Source organism: Variovorax sp. GW821-FHT09D04 (assembly GCF_059416405.1).
The window spans coordinates 91,857-110,039 of record NZ_JBWKPA010000011.1; the positions used below are offsets into that span (position 1 = coordinate 91,857).

17 protein-coding genes are annotated in these 18,183 nt (G+C 68.3%); 8 read left to right on the forward strand and 9 right to left on the reverse strand.

Annotation, left to right across the window (positions count from 1 at the left end; all coding sequences use genetic code 11):
* Nucleotides 1-63 precede the first annotated feature (63 nt).
* Nucleotides 64-1,581, forward strand: coding sequence for a CoA-acylating methylmalonate-semialdehyde dehydrogenase (locus AC07O4_RS26665; RefSeq protein WP_495306101.1), 1,518 nt, complete (start codon nucleotides 64-66; stop codon nucleotides 1,579-1,581).
* A 73-nt stretch (nucleotides 1,582-1,654) separates the two neighbouring features.
* Nucleotides 1,655-3,289 (forward strand): GMC family oxidoreductase, encoded by a 1,635-nt coding sequence (locus AC07O4_RS26670; RefSeq protein ID WP_495306102.1) that lies wholly within the window; start codon nucleotides 1,655-1,657, stop codon nucleotides 3,287-3,289.
* A gap of 309 nt (nucleotides 3,290-3,598) precedes the next feature.
* Here the strand turns inward: AC07O4_RS26670 and AC07O4_RS26675 are convergent, their stop codons facing one another.
* Nucleotides 3,599-3,874: a GIY-YIG nuclease family protein gene (locus AC07O4_RS26675; RefSeq protein WP_495306103.1), complete on the reverse strand. Its 276-nt coding sequence runs from the start codon at nucleotides 3,872-3,874 to the stop codon at nucleotides 3,599-3,601.
* 181 nt (nucleotides 3,875-4,055) lie between these two features.
* Between AC07O4_RS26675 and amaB the strand changes: the two genes are divergently transcribed.
* From amaB to AC07O4_RS26695, 4 genes are all read left to right on the forward strand, one after another.
* Nucleotides 4,056-5,594, forward strand: a complete 1,539-nt coding sequence (amaB, locus tag AC07O4_RS26680) for an L-piperidine-6-carboxylate dehydrogenase (RefSeq protein ID WP_495306104.1) — start codon at nucleotides 4,056-4,058, stop codon at nucleotides 5,592-5,594.
* Nucleotides 5,595-5,693: 99 nt separating this feature from the next.
* Nucleotides 5,694-6,602 carry an amino acid ABC transporter substrate-binding protein gene (locus AC07O4_RS26685; RefSeq protein ID WP_095743237.1) on the forward strand — a complete coding sequence of 303 codons (909 nt, stop codon included), beginning with the start codon at nucleotides 5,694-5,696 and terminating at the stop codon, nucleotides 6,600-6,602.
* Nucleotides 6,599-7,816, forward strand: coding sequence for a pyridoxal phosphate-dependent aminotransferase (locus AC07O4_RS26690; protein WP_495306105.1), 1,218 nt, complete (start codon nucleotides 6,599-6,601; stop codon nucleotides 7,814-7,816). Before AC07O4_RS26685 ends, AC07O4_RS26690 begins: the two co-directional genes overlap by 4 nt.
* 29 nt (nucleotides 7,817-7,845) lie before the next feature.
* Nucleotides 7,846-9,519 (forward strand): thiamine pyrophosphate-binding protein, encoded by a 1,674-nt coding sequence (locus tag AC07O4_RS26695; protein WP_495306106.1) that lies wholly within the window; start codon nucleotides 7,846-7,848, stop codon nucleotides 9,517-9,519.
* A 7-nt stretch (nucleotides 9,520-9,526) separates the two neighbouring features.
* Here AC07O4_RS26695 and AC07O4_RS26700 read toward each other — a convergent pair whose 3' ends face one another.
* Both AC07O4_RS26700 and AC07O4_RS26705 read right to left on the reverse strand, forming a co-directional pair.
* Nucleotides 9,527-9,829, reverse strand: coding sequence for a hypothetical protein (locus tag AC07O4_RS26700; protein WP_082818034.1), 303 nt, complete (start codon nucleotides 9,827-9,829; stop codon nucleotides 9,527-9,529).
* Between the two features lie 18 nt (nucleotides 9,830-9,847).
* Nucleotides 9,848-11,086 carry an ammonium transporter gene (locus AC07O4_RS26705; protein WP_495306107.1) on the reverse strand — a complete coding sequence of 413 codons (1,239 nt, stop codon included), beginning with the start codon at nucleotides 11,084-11,086 and terminating at the stop codon, nucleotides 9,848-9,850.
* A 419-nt stretch (nucleotides 11,087-11,505) separates the two neighbouring features.
* Between AC07O4_RS26705 and AC07O4_RS26710 the strand changes: the two genes are divergently transcribed.
* Complete coding sequence (locus AC07O4_RS26710; RefSeq protein ID WP_070063465.1) at nucleotides 11,506-12,264, forward strand: sulfite exporter TauE/SafE family protein; 759 nt, start codon at nucleotides 11,506-11,508, stop codon at nucleotides 12,262-12,264.
* Nucleotides 12,265-12,396: 132 nt separating this feature from the next.
* On the opposite strand, the gene AC07O4_RS26715 is transcribed toward AC07O4_RS26710, so the two are convergent.
* The 5 genes from AC07O4_RS26715 to AC07O4_RS26735 all read right to left on the reverse strand — a co-directional run bounded on the left by AC07O4_RS26715 (nucleotide 12,397) and on the right by AC07O4_RS26735 (nucleotide 15,939).
* Nucleotides 12,397-13,908 (reverse strand): tripartite tricarboxylate transporter permease, encoded by a 1,512-nt coding sequence (locus tag AC07O4_RS26715; protein WP_495306108.1) that lies wholly within the window; start codon nucleotides 13,906-13,908, stop codon nucleotides 12,397-12,399.
* Between the two features lie 13 nt (nucleotides 13,909-13,921).
* Nucleotides 13,922-14,410, reverse strand: a complete 489-nt coding sequence (locus AC07O4_RS26720) for a tripartite tricarboxylate transporter TctB family protein (protein WP_070063464.1) — start codon at nucleotides 14,408-14,410, stop codon at nucleotides 13,922-13,924.
* A 311-nt stretch (nucleotides 14,411-14,721) separates the two neighbouring features.
* Nucleotides 14,722-15,132 carry an RNA-binding regulator gene (gene rbp, locus AC07O4_RS26725; protein ID WP_062472778.1) on the reverse strand — a complete coding sequence of 137 codons (411 nt, stop codon included), beginning with the start codon at nucleotides 15,130-15,132 and terminating at the stop codon, nucleotides 14,722-14,724.
* Between the two features lie 182 nt (nucleotides 15,133-15,314).
* The gene (locus tag AC07O4_RS26730; RefSeq protein ID WP_056584018.1) at nucleotides 15,315-15,551 is read right to left on the reverse strand and encodes a DUF3820 family protein; all 237 of its coding nucleotides are present in this window, start codon (nucleotides 15,549-15,551) and stop codon (nucleotides 15,315-15,317) included.
* Nucleotides 15,552-15,558: 7 nt separating this feature from the next.
* Nucleotides 15,559-15,939 carry a translation initiation factor Sui1 gene (locus AC07O4_RS26735; RefSeq protein ID WP_062472780.1) on the reverse strand — a complete coding sequence of 127 codons (381 nt, stop codon included), beginning with the start codon at nucleotides 15,937-15,939 and terminating at the stop codon, nucleotides 15,559-15,561.
* Nucleotides 15,940-15,987: 48 nt separating this feature from the next.
* Between AC07O4_RS26735 and AC07O4_RS26740 the strand changes: the two genes are divergently transcribed.
* Complete coding sequence (locus AC07O4_RS26740; RefSeq protein ID WP_495306109.1) at nucleotides 15,988-17,265, forward strand: DEAD/DEAH box helicase; 1,278 nt, start codon at nucleotides 15,988-15,990, stop codon at nucleotides 17,263-17,265.
* A 77-nt stretch (nucleotides 17,266-17,342) separates the two neighbouring features.
* On the opposite strand, the gene AC07O4_RS26745 is transcribed toward AC07O4_RS26740, so the two are convergent.
* Nucleotides 17,343-18,104, reverse strand: a complete 762-nt coding sequence (locus tag AC07O4_RS26745) for a slipin family protein (protein WP_307636156.1) — start codon at nucleotides 18,102-18,104, stop codon at nucleotides 17,343-17,345.
* Nucleotides 18,105-18,183 lie beyond the last annotated feature (79 nt).

The following is an 18,183-nucleotide window of genomic DNA, read 5'->3' on the forward strand; positions in this document are numbered from 1 at the left end:
CGACGCGAATTCATTGGCTTTCTCTTCGTGGATTGGGCCAAATTGCCTTCAGGAGACCCGCACATGTCCATCAGCACCCGAAATATCGACCACCACATCGCCGGCGCCCCCGCCGCCAACACCTCCGGCCGCACGCAGGACGTGACCAACCCCGCCACCGGCGCCGTCACCGGCAAGGTCGGCCTGGCCGACGCCGCGCAGGTGGGGGCCGCCGTGGCCGCTGCCCAAGCCGCGTTCCCGGCCTGGGCCGACACGCCGCCGATCCGCCGGGCGCGCGTGATGTTCAAGTTCCTCGAGTTGCTCAACCAGCACAAGGACGAGCTCGCCCACCTCATCACCGCCGAGCACGGCAAGGTCTTCACCGACGCGCAGGGCGAGGTGAGCCGCGGCATCGACATCGTCGAGTTCGCCTGCGGCATCCCGCAGCTGCTCAAGGGCGACTTCACCGACCAGGTGAGCACCGGCATCGACAACTGGACGCTGCGCCAGCCGCTGGGCGTTGTGGCCGGCATCACGCCCTTCAACTTCCCGGTGATGGTGCCGATGTGGATGTTCCCGGTGGCCATCGCCGCGGGCAACACCTTCGTGCTCAAGCCCAGCCCGACCGACCCAAGCCCGTCGCTGCTGATGGCCGAGCTGCTCAAGAAGGCCGGCCTGCCCGACGGCGTGTTCAACGTGGTGCAGGGCGACAAGGCCGCGGTCGACGCGCTGCTGGAGCACCCCGACGTCAAGGCGATCAGCTTCGTGGGCTCCACGCCCATCGCCAACTACATCTACGAGACCGGCGCGCGCCACGGCAAGCGCGTGCAGGCCCTGGGCGGTGCGAAGAACCACATGGTCGTCATGCCCGACGCCGACATCGACCAGGCCGTGGACGCCCTCATCGGCGCCGGCTACGGCTCGGCCGGCGAGCGCTGCATGGCGATCAGCGTCGCGGTGCTGGTGGGCGACGTGGCCGACCGGTTGCTGCCCAAGCTCATCGAGCGCACGAAGACGCTGAAGGTGCTCAATGGCGAGAACCTCGCGGCCGAGATGGGCCCGATCGTCACGCGCGCCGCGCACGAGCGCATCACCGGCTACATCGAGCAGGGCGAGAAGGAAGGCGCGAAGCTGCTGGTCGACGGCCGCAGCTTCGACGGCAACAAGGCTGGCGAAGGCTGCGGCGACGGCTTCTGGATGGGCGGCACGCTGTTCGACCACGTCACGCCCGAGATGCGCATCTACAAGGAAGAGATCTTCGGCCCCGTGCTGGGCTGCCTGCGCGTCGCGACCTTCAAGGAAGCGGTGGACCTCATCAATGCGCACGAGTTCGGCAACGGCGTGAGCTGCTTCACGCGCGACGGCAACGTGGCACGCGAATTCGGCCGCCGCATCCAGGTCGGCATGGTCGGCATCAACGTGCCGATCCCGGTGCCCATGGCCTGGCATGGTTTCGGTGGCTGGAAGAAGAGCCTGTTCGGCGACATGCACGCGTATGGCGAAGAGGGCGTGCGCTTCTATACGAAGCAGAAGTCGATCATGCAGCGCTGGCCGGAGAGCATCGGCAAGGGCGCCGAGTTCGTGATGCCCACGGCGAAGTAAAGGTAAAAGGGGGCGCTGCACGCGCGGCGCTGCTTCCATCCGAAGAACAACGAGAGACAAAAAGCCAGCCGCCATGAGCGACACCACCTTCGACTACATCATCATCGGCGCCGGCACCGCCGGCTCGCTCATCGCCAACCGCCTGAGCGCCGACAAGACCAAGCGTGTGCTGCTCATCGAGGCCGGCCGCAAGGACGACTACCACTGGATCCACATTCCGGTGGGCTACCTGTACTGCATCGGCAACCCGCGCACCGACTGGCTCTACAACACCGAGCCCGACGCGGGCCTCAACGGCCGCACGCTGCGCTATCCGCGCGGCAAGACGCTGGGCGGCTGCTCCAGCATCAACGGCATGATCTACATGCGCGGCCAGTCGCGCGACTACGAGCACTGGGCTGAACTCACGGGCGACGAAGGCTGGCGCTGGGAGAACGTGCTGCCGGCCTTTCGCAAGCACGAAGACTTCTACCTCGGCGCCGACGAGATGCACGGCGCGGGCGGCGAGTGGCGTGTCGAGAAGCAGCGGCTGCGCTGGGACATCCTCGACGCCTTTGCCGATGCCGCCGTGCAGGCCGGCGTGCCGCACACCGCCGACTTCAACCGCGGCAGCAACGAAGGCGTGGGCTACTTCCAGGTCAACCAGAAGAACGGCTGGCGCTGGAACACCGCCAAGGCCTTCCTGCGGCCCACCTGCTACGGCCGCCCCAACTTCGAGCTGTGGACCGGCGCGCAGGTGTCGCGCCTGCTGTTCGAGGCGCTGCCCGACGGCACCAAACGCTGCACCGGGGCGCAGGTGTGGGACGGCTCCGAGATGACCACGGCGCACGCCGAGTGCGAAGTGATCCTGAGCGCGGGCGCCATCGGCTCGCCGCAGATCCTGCAGCTGTCGGGCGTCGGCCCGGCCGAGCTGCTGCGCCAGCACGGCATCGACGTGGCGCTGGACGCGCCCGGCGTCGGCGCCAACCTGCAGGACCACCTGCAGATCCGCGCGGTCTACAAGATCGAGGGCGCGCCCACGCTCAACGTGCTGGCCTCGTCGCTGGTCGGCAAGGCGAAGATCGGCCTCGAATACCTGCTGAAACGCAGCGGCCCGATGAGCATGGCGCCGTCGCAGCTCGGCGCGTTCACGCGCAGCTCGCCCGACCGCGCGTGGCCCAACATCCAGTACCACGTGCAGCCGCTGTCGCTCGACGCCTTCGGCGAGCCGCTGCACAGCTTTCCGGCTTTCACCGCGAGCGTGTGCAACCTGAACCCGACGAGCCGGGGCTCGGTGCGCATCAAGAGCGCGCGTTTCGAAGACGCGCCCGCCATCGCGCCCAACTACCTGAGCACCGAGGAAGACCGCAAGGTCGCGGCCGATTCGCTGCGCGTGACGCGCCGCATCGCGCAGCAGCCCGCGCTCGCGAAGTACAAGCCGCAGGAGTGGAAGCCCGGCGTGCAGTACCAGACCGACGAAGACCTCGCGCGGCTGGCCGGCGACATCGCCACCACCATCTTCCACCCGGTCGGCACCACCAAGATGGGCGCCGACGGCGACCCGATGGCGGTGCTCGACGCGCGCCTGCGCGTGCGCGGCGTGCGCGGCCTGCGCGTGGTCGATGCGGGCGCGATGCCCACCATCACGAGCGGCAACACCAACAGCCCGACGCTGATGATGGCGGAGAAGGCGGCGGGCTGGATCCTGGAAGACAACCGCAACCGCTGAGGCGGCTCAGCGGCGCGGCTTGGCGCCGCGCTGGGTGTCAGCCTGCAGGCGCGCCTTCGCGCCTTCGCGCCTTCGAGCATGAGGTCCACGCCGACCTCGAACATCGCATCGGGGCCGGCCTTGCGGTAGCTGGCGAAGGCCTCGGCCAGCAGCGGGCGCGAGGCCGCGGCGGCATCGAGCGCCTGCTGCCGGATTTCCGCATCGGGCGGTGCCGCCTGCTCCTCCAGCCCACGGCGCAGGGCTGGCCGGCGCCGTGCGCTATCTGCTGTGCCTGCCGGTGATGCTGTGCAGGTCGCCTGCGGCGGAGGGCTAGCTCTCGAAGAACGCCAGCTTGCGCGCGCGCGGCAGCGCCTTGAGCGCGATCTCCGCCCGCAGCGCGGCGCCCTTGTCGGGGTACTGGCGCGCCGCCAGCACGCGCTGGGGCGGACGCGCGCGCGTGAACTTGGCGCCCAGCCCGAAGACATGCTGGAAGAAGCGCTGCTCCACGTCGAGCGCGATGCCCGCGTAGTACACGCCGCCTTCGCATTCCAGCAGGTAGAGCCAATAGGGTGGGGGCGGCGAGGGATCGGGCGAGGTTCGGGGCACGCGCGCATTGTGCGGGCAGGCGCTTATCGTGCGTCGAACGAAGGTGTCACCATGAAGTTCATTCGAAAAACGCACCAAGTCCTTCCAATTTTTCGCTAGGCAAGGGCGCGGCTTTCGCACATATTGGCCCGTTCCCGCCGCTGCATTTCTTCTTCTGTCCTTCTTTCTCCCTGGAGCGTCCATGCCAGAAGCCCAGACCCCCGTGTCCCTCCCCGCCGAGGTCGAACAACTGCTGCATCGCCTGGGCGTGCCCCGCACCGCCCACACCCGCGGCGAGCTCACGGTGCGCTCGCCGGTCAGCGGCGAGGTGATCGCGCAGGTGCCGCAGACCACGGCGGTGGAAGCCACCGGTGCCATCGGCCGCGCGCACGAGGCCTTCAAGGCCTGGCGCCTGGTGCCGGCGCCGCGCCGTGGCGAGCTGGTGCGTCTGCTGGGTGAAGAACTGCGCGCCGCCAAGCGCGACCTGGGCCGCCTCGTCACGCTGGAGGCCGGAAAGATTCCGTCCGAAGGCGCGGGCGAGGTGCAGGAAATGATCGACATCTGCGACTTCGCGGTCGGCCTCTCGCGCCAGCTCTACGGCCTCACGCTGGCCACCGAGCGCGCCGAGCACCGGATGATGGAAACCTGGCATCCGCTGGGCGTGTGCGGCGTGATCTCGGCCTTCAACTTTCCCGTGGCCGTGTGGTCGTGGAACGCGGCGCTCGCGCTGGTGTGCGGCGACCCGGTGGTGTGGAAGCCGTCCGAGAAGGCGCCGCTCACCGCGCTGGCCGTGCACGCCATCGCGCAACGCGCCATCGAACGCTTCGGCGACGCGCCCGAAGGCCTGCTCGGTTTGCTGCTGGGCCCGCGCGACATCGGCGAGGTGCTGGTCGACGACCCCCGCGTGCCGATCCTCTCGGCCACCGGCTCCACGGCGATGGGCCGGCAGGTCGGGCCCAAGCTGGCGGCGCGCTTTGCCCGCGCCATCCTCGAACTGGGCGGCAACAACGCAGCCATCGTCACGCCCTCGGCCGACCTCGATCTCACGCTGCGCGGCATCGCCTTCGCGGCCATGGGCACGGCCGGCCAGCGCTGCACCACGCTGCGGCGCCTGTTCGTGCACGAGAGCGTGTACGAACAGCTGGTGCCCAAGCTGGTGAAGGTCTACGGCAACGTGCAGGTGGGCGACCCGCGCGAGGCCGGCACGCTGGTCGGTCCGCTGATCGACCGCGCCGCCTTCGACGGCATGCAGAAGGCCCTGAACGAAAGCCGCGAGACCGGCGCCACGGTGCACGGCGGCCAGCGCGTCGAGGGCATCGGCACGCAGGACGCGTTCTATGTGCGCCCCGCGCTGGTGGAGCTGAAGTCGCACGCCGGCCCCGTGCTGCGCGAGACCTTCGCGCCCATCCTCTACGTGGTGCGCTACCGCACGCTCGACGAAGCCATCGAATGGCACAACGCGGTGGGCGCGGGCCTGTCGTCCTCGATCTTCACGCTCAACGTGCGCGAGGCCGAGCGCTTCATGTCCAGCGCGGGTTCGGACTGCGGCATCGCCAACGTCAACATCGGCCCGAGCGGTGCCGAGATCGGCGGCGCCTTCGGTGGCGAGAAGGAAACCGGCGGCGGCCGCGAAGCGGGTTCGGACAGCTGGAAGGCCTACATGCGCCGCGCGACCAACACCATCAACTACTCGACGGCACTCCCTCTCGCGCAGGGCGTGACCTTCGACATCGGCGACTGAACCACCCCGGCCCGTGGTGCCTGCTGCGCGGCATTTCGCCGCAGCGGCCAGGCAGCGGCCGCACCTATCCCCCAGAAAAACCACCAGGAGACAGCAAAGATGAAGATGCAACTGAAGACCCTCGCCACCGCCGCGCTGCTTGCGCTCGCCTTCGGCACCACCGCCACCGCGCAGCAGGCGCCCACGGGCGGCACGCTCGACAAGATCAAGGCGAGCGGCAAGGTCGTGCTCGGCGTGCGCGAAGCCTCGCCGCCCATGGCCTACATGCTGGGCGCGGGCGAGAAGTACGTGGGCTACCACGTCGAACTCTGCGAGCGCGTGCTGAAGGACATCACGCCCAACGCCAAGCTCGAGTACATGGCCGTGACCGCGCAGAACACCATCCCGCTGGTGCAGAACGGCACGCTGGACATCGGCTGCGGTCCCACCACCAACAACACCGCGCGCCAGCAGCAGGTGGCCTTCGCGCTCACCACGTACGTGAGCGAAGTGCGCATGGCGACCAAGGTCGACTCGGGCATCACCACGCTCGACCAGCTCGCGGGCCGCAACGTGTCGGCCTCGACCGGCACCACCGCCGTGCAGCTGCTGCGCAAGCGCGAGCGTGCGCAGAACGTCTCGTACAACACCATGCTCGGCAAGGACCACCTGGAAAGCTTCCTGCTCATGGAGTCGGGCCGCGCCGATGCCTTCGTGCTCGACGACAACCTGCTCGCCGGCATCATCGCGAACTCGAAGAACCCCACGGCCTACCGCATCACCGGCGAGGCGCTGGGCTCCGAGCCGATCGCGCTGCTGTTCCGCAAGGACGACCCGGCCTTCAAGGCGGCGGTGGACGACTCGCTGCGCAAGCTCATGAAGAGCGGCGAGCTCGAGAAGATCTACACCAAGTGGTTCGTGGCCGCGATCCCGCCGAAGAACACCAGCCTCAACCTGCCGATGAGCCCCGCGCTCAAGCAGCTGCTGCTCGAGCCCAACGACAAGCCGCTGGAGGCCTACGCCAAGTGACCGACGCCGCCGTGTTCTCGCCGGCGCAACGCGTGCGCGCCATCCACGTCTCGGAGATCCTGCGCATCACCGACCACGCGCAGGCGCTCAAGCGCGCCGGCCGCCCGGTGATCGTGCTGGGCGCGGGCGAGCCCGACTTCGACACGCCCGAGAACATCCGGCATGCGGCCTCGCAGGCCATTGCGCGCGGCGACACGCGCTACACGGTGCTCGACGGCAGCCCGGCGATGAAGGCGGCGGTGCAGCTGAAGTTCAAGCGCGACAACGCGCTGGACTTCGCGCTCGACGAGATCAGCGTGAGCGCGGGCGCCAAGCAGGTGATCTTCAATGCGCTGATGGCGAGCCTGAACCCGGGCGATGAAGTGATCCTGCCCGCGCCGTACTGGACCTCGTACGCGGACATCGTGCAGATCTGCGGCGGCGTGCCGGTGTCGGTGGCGTGCGGGGAGGAGAACGGCTTTCGGCTGACCGCCGCGCAGCTGCAGGCGGCCATCACGCCGCGCACGCGCTGGCTGTTTCTCAACTCGCCGTCGAACCCGAGCGGTGCGGCCTACAGCGCGGCACAACTGAAGCCGATCACCGACCTGCTGCTCGACCATCCCCACGTCTGGGTGCTGGCGGACGACATCTACGAACACATCCTTTACGACGGCCTCGCGTTCGCAACGCCGGTGGCCGTGGAGCCGCGGCTGCGCGAACGCACGTTGACGGTGAACGGTGTGTCGAAGGCCTACGCGATGACCGGCTGGCGCGTCGGCTACGGCGCCGGGCCGCGCGCGTTGATCGCTGCCATGGCCGTGGTGCAGAGCCAGTCGACCTCGTGCCCGTCGTCCGTGAGCCAGGCCGCGGCGATCGAGGCGCTCACCGGCCCGCAGGGCATCGTGGCCGAGCGCTGCGCATCCTTTCAACAGCGCCGCGATGTCGTCGTGGCCGCGCTCAACCGCACGCCAGGCCTGCATTGCCGCGTGCCCGAGGGCGCCTTCTACACCTTCGCAAGTTGCGCCGGCGTGCTCGGCAAGCGCACGGCCAGCGGCACGCTGCTGCAGACCGACAGCGACTTCTGCCGCTACCTGCTGCAGGAGGTCGAGGTGGCGGTGGTGCCAGGCAGCGTGTTCGGGCTCGCGCCGCATTTCCGCATCTCGTATGCGACGTCGATGGCGCAGCTCGAAGAGGCCTGTGCGCGCATCGCCGCCGCCTGCGCCGCGCTCTCCTGACCTCTCCTCTTCATTTCACTGGAACCCTCATGACTTCCTCCCGCACCGGCGGCCAGATCCTGGTCGACCAGCTCATCACCCACGGCGTCAAGCAGCTTTTCTGCGTGCCCGGCGAAAGCTTTCTGGCCGTGCTCGACGCGCTGCACGACGCATCGATCGACGTGACGGTGTGCCGGCAGGAAGGCGGCGCGACGATGATGGCCGAGGCGCAGGGCAAGCTCACGGGCCAGCCCGGCATCTGCTTCGTCACGCGCGGCCCCGGCGCCACCAACGCGGCGGCGGGCGTGCACATCGCGCACCAGGATTCGACGCCGCTGCTGCTGTTCGTCGGCCAGGTCGCGCGCGACGCGATGGGTCGCGAAGCCTTCCAGGAGCTGGACTACGGCGCGGTCTTCGGCACGATGGCCAAGTGGGTCGTGCAGATCGACGACCCGGCGCGCGTGCCCGAGCTGGTGTCGCGCGCCTTCCACGTCGCGACCTCGGGCCGGCCCGGTCCGGTGGTGATCGCGCTGCCCGAAGACATGCTGACCGAAGCCGCTGTGGTGGCCGATGCGCTGCCGTATGCCGTCACCGAAACGCATCCGGGCGCGGCGCAGATCACCGAGCTGCAGCAGCGCCTGTCGCAGGCGCAGCGGCCGGTCGTCATCCTGGGCGGCAGCCGCTGGTCGGAAGCCGCGACGCAGCAGTTCGCGCAGTTCGCCGAGGCGTATTCGCTGCCCGTGTACTGCTCGTTCCGCCGTCAGATGCTGATGTCCGCCGAGCACCCTTGCTACGCGGGTGACCTGGGGCTCGGCGCGAACCCGCGCATGCTGGCGCGCATCCGCGATGCGGACCTCGTGCTGCTGGTCGGCGGGCGTCTGTCGGAAGTGCCGTCGCAGGGCTATGAACTGTTCGCGATCCCGCAGCCGAAGCAGGCACTGGTCCATGTGCACGCCGATGCCGACGAGCTCGGCAAGCTCTACCGCCCGACGCAGGGCATCCACGCCACGCCGCAGGCGTTTGCCGAAGCGGTGTCTGCGTTGCGTCCGGCGTCGCCGCCCGTGTGGCAGGCCGAGACGAAGACCGCACGCGAAGACTTCCTGCGCTGGAGCGATCCGGCCGCGATTCGCATTCCCGGCCCGCTGCAGATGGGCGAGGTCATGCAGCACCTGCGCGAGGTGCTGCCGGCCGACACCATCTTCTGCAACGGCGCGGGCAACTTCGCGACCTGGGTGCACCGCTTCTGGCCGTTCCGCGCGTTCGCGAGCCAGCTCGCGCCGACCAGCGGCTCGATGGGCTACGGCCTGCCCGCCGGCGTCGGCGCCAAGCGCCTGTGGCCCGAACGCGAGGTGGTCGTGTTCGCGGGCGACGGCGATTTCATGATGCACGGCCAGGAGTTCGCCACCGCCGTGCAGTACGGCCTGCCGATCCTCGTGGTGCTGCTGGACAACGGCATGTACGGCACGATCCGCATGCACCAGGAAAAGCACTACCCCGGCCGCATCAGCGCCACGCAGCTGAAGAACCCCGACTTCCGCGGCTACGCCGAGGTGTTCGGCGGCCACGGCGAACGCGTGACCACGACGGAAGAATTCGGCCCCGCACTCGCGCGTGCGCGTGCCAGCGGCAAGCCGGCGATCCTGCATTGCCTGCTGGACCCGGAGGCGATCACGCCCGCGAGCACGCTGGCGTCGATCCGCAAGGCGGCGCTGGCCGCGAACTGAAGCGTCGTCAGCGCAGGCCGCCGACGTAGCGCGGCGGCGGCGTGGGCGGCAGGCCGTCGGGCTGGCGCGCTGCCAGCCGTGCGGCGCGGGCCAGCGGTTCCATGGCCTGCTCGAGCCGCGTGGCGAGCTGGTCGAGTTCGTCGTCCTTCGTCTCGGCGGCGTGCTGGCGCGTCATGCGCACGATCTCGGCGGCGTACTCGGCATTGGTGGCCATCCATTCGGTGTCGGTCACGCGCCCGTGCTTTCGCCGCAGTGCCACGTGAAGGCGTGCTGCAAGCGCGATGCGTTCGCTTTCGGACATGGATGGCATGGCGTCTCCCTCGGGTGGTCAGGCTCCCAGGTGTTCACGATGCTGAGCAAGATCGAGGCCCGCCAGTTCACTCTCGGGGTCGACGCGCAATCCGACCAGCACATGCACCAGGAACAGCACGATGGCCGTGCCGGCCGCGCTGTAGATCGCCACGCTGGCGACCGCGATCGCCTGCGTCAGCACATTGCCCGCCGCGCCCGAGATGCGCGGGTCGGCGAACACGCCCGTGAGCAGCGCGCCCACGATGCCGCCGATGCCGTGCACGCCGAACACGTCGAGCGAGTCGTCCGCACCGAGCAGGTGCTTCAGGCCCGTGGCGCCCCAGTAGCAGGCCAGCCCGGCGATGGCGCCGATGGCCAGCGCCGACAGCGGCGTGACGAAGCCGGCCGCCGGCGTGATCGCCACCAGCCCAGCCACGAGGCCGGAGCACAGGCCCAAGAGCGAGGGGCTGCGGCGCACGATCCATTCGCCGATCATCCAGCTCATGGCGCCAGCCGCCGCCGCGATGTGCGTCACCAGCATGGCCAGGCCGGCGCGCCCGTCGGCCGCCACCGCCGAGCCGGCATTGAAGCCGAACCAGCCCACCCACAGCAGGCCCGCGCCCGTCATGGTGAGCGCCAGGCTGTAGGGCTCGAAGGCCTCGCGCCCGTAGCCCCGGCGCGGCCCGAGCGCATAGGCGCACACCAGCCCCGCGATGCCCGCGTTGACATGCACCACCGAGCCGCCCGCGAAGTCGAGCGCGCCCATCTGCGCGAGCCAGCCGCCCGGCTCCCACACCCAGTGCGCGACCGGCGCGTACACGAGCACGCTCCACAGCAGCGCGAACCACAGCAGCGCCGAGAAGCGCATGCGCTCGACAAAGGCGCCGAGCACCAGCGCGGTGGTGATGATCGCGAAGCTCAGCTGGAACATCGCGTAGACCGATTCCGGCACGTTCGGCGCCACGTGGCTCACGGCCACCTGGCCGGCCTCCTTCAGGTACTCGAAGCCCGAAAAACCGATGCGCGAGAGCTTGCCCAGCCAGGGCCAGCCGGGCGTGAAGGCCAGCGAGTAGCCGAGCGCGAACCAGGTCAGAGAGACCACGGCGGCGATCGCCACCACCCCGGCCATGGTGGCCAGCACGTTCTTGCGCCGCACCATGCCGGCATAGAAGAGCGCGATGCCGGGCAGCGTCATCAGCAGCACCAGCGCGGTCGAGGTCATCATCCAGGCGGTGTCGGCCGCGTTCAGGGAGGCTTGGGGTGCCAGCAGGGCCATGACCGTTTCTTCTTGGAGTGGTGGACAAGAGGCCTGTGTGCACGAGTCATGCCATCTTGTTAACTGACTGAAACACTTTGGTTTCCCAACCGGAGGGTCGAAGTAACACGAAGCGGGTAATTCCTAATGCACCGGGCGGGTGCGCGCTTGCACAATCTGCGCACTCGCGACGGGCCCTGCTCGTACTGCCGAGGGTCCGAGGAGACAAGCTTCCGATCGATCAACAAGAACATTCTTCAAAGGCTCCGTACGAGATGCCTGTCTGATATTTGAAAAGCGCCGCTGGTCGGCGCTTTTTTTTGCCCGTTCACAGCACGGACGCGGGTGCTTTCTTCCAAGCCAAATAAGCCTCTTGGCCAGCCCGTACCGGCCACCACAGCTATCGTTTCGATAGCGATTCCGGTGAGACAATCGTCCGCATGGAAATGCTGGTGGTCACGGGCGCCTCACTGCTCGCGGGTTTTATCGATGCGATCGTGGGCGGCGGCGGGTTGATCCTGGTGCCGGCCCTCTTTGCGGTGTTTCCGGGCGCGCCGCCCGCCACGCTGCTGGGCACCAACAAGAGCGCGTCCATCTGGGGCACGGCGGCCTCGGCGGCCCAGTTCAGCCAGCGGGTGCAGATGCGCTGGGGCGCCATGTGGCCGGCCGCGCTGCTGGGTTTCGGCGGCTCGATGCTCGGCGCCTGGACCGTCACGGTCTTCCCGGGCGACTTCCTGCGCCGGGCGCTGCCGGTCATCCTGCTGGGCGTGCTGGTCTACACGCTGGCGCGCAAGGACATGGGCCGGCTGCACGCGCCGCGCTTCAGCGGCCGCGCCGAGACGCTGGCGGCCAGCACCATCGGCCTGACCATCGGTTTCTACGACGGCTTCTTCGGGCCGGGCACGGGCAGCTTCCTGGTGTTTTTGTTCGTGCGCTGGATGGGCTACGACTTCCTCAACGCCTCGGCCTCGGCCAAGGTCATCAACACCCTGACCAACGCCGCCGCGCTGATCCTGCTGGCCGCCAAGGGCCACGTCTGGTGGCACTACGGGCTGGTGATGGCCGTGGCCAACGTGGCCGGCAGCCTGGTCGGCACGCGCGTGGCGCTGAAGCATGGGGCGGGCTTCGTGCGGATCGTGTTCATCGTGGTGGTGAGTGCGCTGATCCTGAAAACGGCCTACGACGCGTTCCTGAAATAAAAAAGCCCCTGGAGCAACAGGCTCGCCCCCAGTCTTCGCGCACTTCGTGTCGCTTCGCCAACCCCCTACCGGGGGCAACACCAGCGGCCCGGCAAAGCCGGTTCCGCGGTGTTCCTGGAAGGAGCCTCCAGCTCAATCCTCAACGAAGGCTTCTTCGCGCTTCGCCTTGATCGCGGGCAACAGCACGATGGCCAGCAGCAAGGCTGCAGCGATCAGCAGGCCCGCCGACAGCGGCCGCGTGACGAACACGCTCCACGCGCCGCGCGACAGCAGCAGCGCGCGCCGCAGGTTCTCTTCCATCATCGGCCCCAGGATGAAGCCCAGCAGCAGCGGGGCCGGCTCGGTGCGCAGCTTCAGGAACAGGTAGCCGATGAAGCCGAAGATCGCCACCATCCACACGTCGAAGGTGTTGTTGTTGGTCGAGTACACACCGATCGCGCAGAACAGCACGATGGCGGGGAACAGGAACTTGTAGGGCACCGTCAGCAGCTTGATCCACATGCCGATGAGCGGCAGGTTCAGCACGATCAGCATCGCGTTGCCGATCCACATCGAGGCGATGAGGCCCCAGAACAGCTCGGGGTTGCTGGTCATCACCTGCGGGCCCGGCTGGATGTTGTGGATGGTCATCGCGCCCACCATCAGCGCCATCACGGCGTTGGGCGGAATGCCCAGCGTCAAGAGCGGAATGAAGGAGGTCTGCGCGCCGGCGTTGTTGGCCGACTCGGGCGAGGCCACGCCCCGTATGTTGCCCTTGCCGAAGGCGACTTCGCCGGGGCGCATCTTGATCTTCTTCTCCAACGCATAGGCCGCGAAGGCCGCCAGCAGCGCACCGCCGCCCGGCAGGATGCCCAGCGCCGAACCCAGCGCCGTGCCGCGCAGCACGGCCGGCGTCATGCGCTTGAAGTCGTCCTTGGTGGGCCACAGGCCCTTGACCTTGTGCGTGAACACCTCGCGCTCGTCGTCGGGCTGCGAGAGGTTGCCGATGATTTCGCCGTAGCCGAACACGCCCATGGCGATCACCACGAAGCCGATGCCGTCGGTGAGCTCGGGAATGTCGAAGCTGAAGCGCGCCACGCCCGAGTTCACGTCGGTGCCCACGATGCCCAGCAGCAGGCCCAGCACGATCATCGCCACCGCCTTGAGCAGCGAACCCGAGGCCAGCACCACCGCGCCGATCAGGCCCAGCACCATCAGCGAGAAGTACTCGGCCGGGCCGAACTTGAAGGCCAGCTCGGTCAGCGGCGGCGCGAAGGCCGCAAGAATCAACGTGCCGACGCAGCCCGCGAAGAACGAGCCCAGGCCGGCCGCAGCCAGCGCAGGGCCTGCGCGGCCCTGCCTTGCCATCTGGTAGCCGTCGATGCAGGTGACCACCGAGGACGACTCCCCGGGCAGGTTCACCAGGATGGCCGTGGTCGAGCCGCCGTACTGGGCGCCGTAGTAGATGCCGGCCAGCATGATCAGCGCCGACACGGGCGGCAGCGCGTAGGTGGCGGGCAGCAGCATCGCGATGGTCGCGACCGGGCCGATGCCTGGCAGCACGCCGATCAGCGTGCCCAGGATGCAGCCGACCAGGCAGTACAGCAGGTTGGTGAAGGTGAAGGCGACGCCGAAGCCGGTCGCCAGGTTGTGGAACAGTTCCATGGCGGTGTGCTCCTCAACCCGAAATGAACGTGGGCCAGACCTGGATCTGGAGCTTGAGCGCCCAGATGAAGGCCACATAGCTGCCGGCCGCCAGGATGGTGGAGAGCACCAGCACGTCGCGCAGCTTGAAGTGCTCGCCGGCCATGCTCGAGATGATCGTCAGCGCGTAGATCGCGATGATCATGCCCATCGCCGGCAGCCCGACGCTGGGCAGGCCACCCAGCAGCACGCCGAAGGCCAGGTTGGCGCCGAGCACGAAGGCCAGCGGCTTCCAGGCCCATTTGCCGATCTTGTCGCCGTCGGCGCTCTCGACCACCATGGCCTGGAACATGATCAGCGCGCCCAGCAGCGCCAGCAGGATGCCCAGCATCAGCGGGAAGTACCCCGGCCCCATGCGGGCGCCGTCGCCGATGGTGTAGGTGGTGGCGCCGATGGCGAACGCGCCACCGACGGCGGCGAACATGACTCCTGAGAAGAAGTCCGCCTGTCTCTTGATTTTCATTGTCTCGACCCTCTGTTTTCGAAGGGACGAGGGTCGTCGCCAGCGGCTGACCGTCGGCTGACCAGCGCGGTACGGACAAATGCTTACAGGGAAAGTACGGGCTCTCCCCCAGGCTTCGCGCACTTCGTGTCGCTACGCCAACCCCCTCCGGGGGCAACACCAGCGGCCCGGCAGAGCCGGTTCCACGGCGTTCCTCGAAGGGGCAGGGACCGGGGCCGGGTTGTGGGGTGGGCCGGAAACGAAAAAAGCTCCCGAAGGAGCTTTTTATTCATTCAGAGCGCCGAGGCGCTCATGAGTGTGTGGGGGAGGGCTTAGTAGCCGCCGCGGCCACCGCCGCCGCCGCCGTAACCACCGCCGCCACCGCTACGGCCGCCACCGCCGCCGCCGTAACCGCCGCCGCCGCCACCACCACCGTAGCCGCCGCCGCCACCACCGCCGTAGCCGCCACCACCGCCGGTGCGGGGGGGACGTGCTTCCATCGGACGGGCTTCGTTCACCGTCAGGGCGCGGCCCTGCAGCGATGCGCCGTTCATGCCTTCGACAGCTGCGAGTGCTTCAGCGTCCGTGCCCATTTCGACGAAGCCGAAGCCCTTCGAACGGCCGGTGTCACGTTCCATCATGACCTTGGCGCTGACGATCGAGCCGAACTCGCCGAAAGCCTGTTCCAGGTCGTTGTCACGCACGGAGTAGGCGAGGTTGCCCACGTAAAGTTTCTTGCCCATGGAGGGACTCCTAATTCAAACCAAAAAAACACAAAGCGATGGAGTCCCAGAATCACAACAAACTAATGCGCTGTGGCGCGAAACTGACCGATCACCAAATTACGTGCACGGGAGCCGAAGCTCGCAGACACGTGAGCCGGATTATCCGGCCCGATTTCCGAAAAAAGGGGGGAAATCTTGTGTTATCGAGAAACATTCCGACCCGACGGGCGGTTTCGCAACGGTTTCAGGAGGTCGGACAGGCCGTTGTGGTCTATTTCATGCATCAAAGCGAGCAGCCGGCCAATTTCTCCCGCGGGAAAACCCTCGCGCGCGAACCAGGTCAGGTAATTTCCGGGCAAATCGGCGATCAGCGTGCCCTTGTGCTTGCCAAAAGGCATTTCGAGCGTCACCAGGCGCTGCAGGTCTTCGGGGTTCATGCGATCTTCAGCCGCCCGCGCGCTTGACCGTGTGGCCCTGCTTCACGAGGGCGGCGATCACCACCTCGCGGTGATCGCCCTGGATCTCCACGGTGCCGTCCTTCACCGTGCCGCCCGTGCCGCAGGCCGCTTTCAGCTGCTTGCCCACGGCTGCCAGCGCCGCCGCGTCGAGCGGCAGGCCCTTGACCACGGTCACGCCCTTGCCCTTTCGGCCCTTGGTCTCGTGCGATACGCGGACAATGCCGTCCGTGGCCGCCGTGCGGGCCTTCGCGAGTTCCTTGCAGCGGCATTGCGCCATCGGGGCGCCGCAGTCGGGGCACATGCGCCCGCCCGCCTCGGTGGAGTACACCAGCGTGCTGCCGGTGCGGCTGTTCTTCATCGTTCCCATTCGATCCGTCTTTCTTTCGATCTCTCTCTTTTTCCCGGTGCCCGTTCCATGCCATTCGATACCCTGGGCCTGACCCCCGCGCTCGCGCAAGCGGCCGCCGCGAGCGGCTTTGCCGCGCCGACCGCCATCCAGGCGGCGGCCATCCCTGCCATTTTGCAGGGCCGCGACCTGCGGGGCTCGGCACAGACCGGCTCCGGCAAGACGGCCGCATTTTCCCTGCCGCTGCTGCAGCGCCTGGCCGCCGAGCCTGCCTCGTCGGCGTCGCGCCGGCTGCGCGCGCTGGTGCTCGTGCCCACGCGCGAACTCGCGGCCCAGGTCGGCGAGACGCTGGAAGATTTCGCGCGGCACCTGCCCGAGCGCCTGAAGATCGTCGTCGCGGTCGGCGGCGTCTCGATCAACCCGCAGATGATGCGCCTGCGCGGCGGCGCCGACATCGTGGTCGCCACGCCCGGCCGGCTGCTCGACCTGGTCGAACACAACGCACTCGCGCTCGACGCCGTGTCGACGCTCGTGCTCGACGAGGCCGATCGCCTGTTCGACCTGGGCTTTGCCGAGGAGCTCCAGCGCATCCTGGCGCTGTTGCCGGCGCGGCGCCAGAACCTGCTCTTTTCGGCCACCTTCCCGATCGCCATCCAGGCGCTGGCCGACGACATGCTGCATGACCCGGCGCTGGTCGACGTGCAGGGCGAGCCCGGCAACCGGCCCGACATCGTGCAGCGCGCCATCGAGGTCGACGCCGCCCGCCGCACCCAGCTGCTGCGCCAGCTGCTGAAGGACAACGAAGGCACCTGGGACCGCGTGCTGGTGTTCGTCGCCACGCAGCACGCCGCGCAGACCGTGGCCGAGAAGCTGTACCGCAACGGCATCTACGCCGTGCCCTTCCATGGCGACATCGCGCAGGGCACGCGCCGCGACATCCTGGCGCAGTTCAAGCAGAGCCGCTGGGACGTGGTGATCGCGACCGACCTGGCGGCGCGCGGCCTGGACATCGCGCAACTGCCCGTGGTCATCAACTACGACCTGCCGCGCTCGCCCACCGACTACATCCACCGCATCGGCCGCACCGGCCGCGCGGGCGCGAGCGGGCTGGCGATCAGCTTCGTGAGCCCCACCACCGAGGCGCACTTCCGCCTGATCGAGAAGCGCCAGGGCCAGCGCGTGCCGCGCGAGCGCATCGCGGGCTTCGAGCCGACCGAGGCGGCACCGGTGGTGGTCGACACCTCGGGCAATGGCGGCATCAAGGGCGCGCGACCGAGCAAGAAGGACAAGCTGCGCGCGGCGGCGGCGCTGGCCGCACAGGCGGGCGGTGGGGAAGACGCGGACTGACGCGCGTCAGGCGTCAGCCGGCATGCAAGGAGGCCGGCGGGTGCTTCGAACGGTTTTCCGCTTTCGTGCGTTGCGCGCTATGCGTGCTGCTTGCCGAGCAAGCTCGCCATCAGGTCCACCGGCAGCGGAAACACGATGGTCGTGTTCTTGTCCGCGCCGATCACCGTGAGCGTTTCCAGGTAGCGCAACTGGATGGCCTGCGGCTCCTGCGCCAGCACGCGCGCGGCCTGGAACAGCTTCTCGGACGCCTGCAGCTCGCCTTCGGCATGGATCACCTTGGCGCGGCGTTCGCGTTCCGCCTCGGCCTGCCGTGCGATGGCACGGATCATGGATTCGGTGAGGTCGATCTGCTTGATCTCGACGTTCGACACCTTGATGCCCCATGACGCCGTCTGCACGTCCAGCGATTCGCGCACATCCAGGTTGAGCTTTTCGCGCTCGGCCAGCATGTCGTCCAGCTGGTGCTTGCCGAGCACCGAGCGCAGCGTGGTCTGGGCCAGCTGGCTGGTGGCGTTGAAGAAGTCCTTGACCTCGATGATGGCCTTGGCCGCATCGACGATGCGGAAGTAGACGACCGCGCTGACCTTCACCGACACGTTGTCGCGCGAGATCACATCCTGCGTCGGCACTTCGAGCACCACGGTGCGCAGGTCGACGCGCACCACCTGCTGGATGGCCGGGATCACGAACACCAGTCCCGGCCCCGCTACCTTCGAGAAGCGCCCCAGGGTGAACACGATGCCGCGCTCGTACTCCCGGAAGATCCATATCGCCGAAAAGAGCAGCGCCGCCAGCAGGACCAGAACGACGGCGCCGATGCCATAAGTGAAAGAGAGCATGGTGATCTCCCGCGACTCAGCAAAGGTGCTGAACGGTTGGACACCCGCTGCGCAGCGGCGTTCCGGCCGGGCCGGAAGA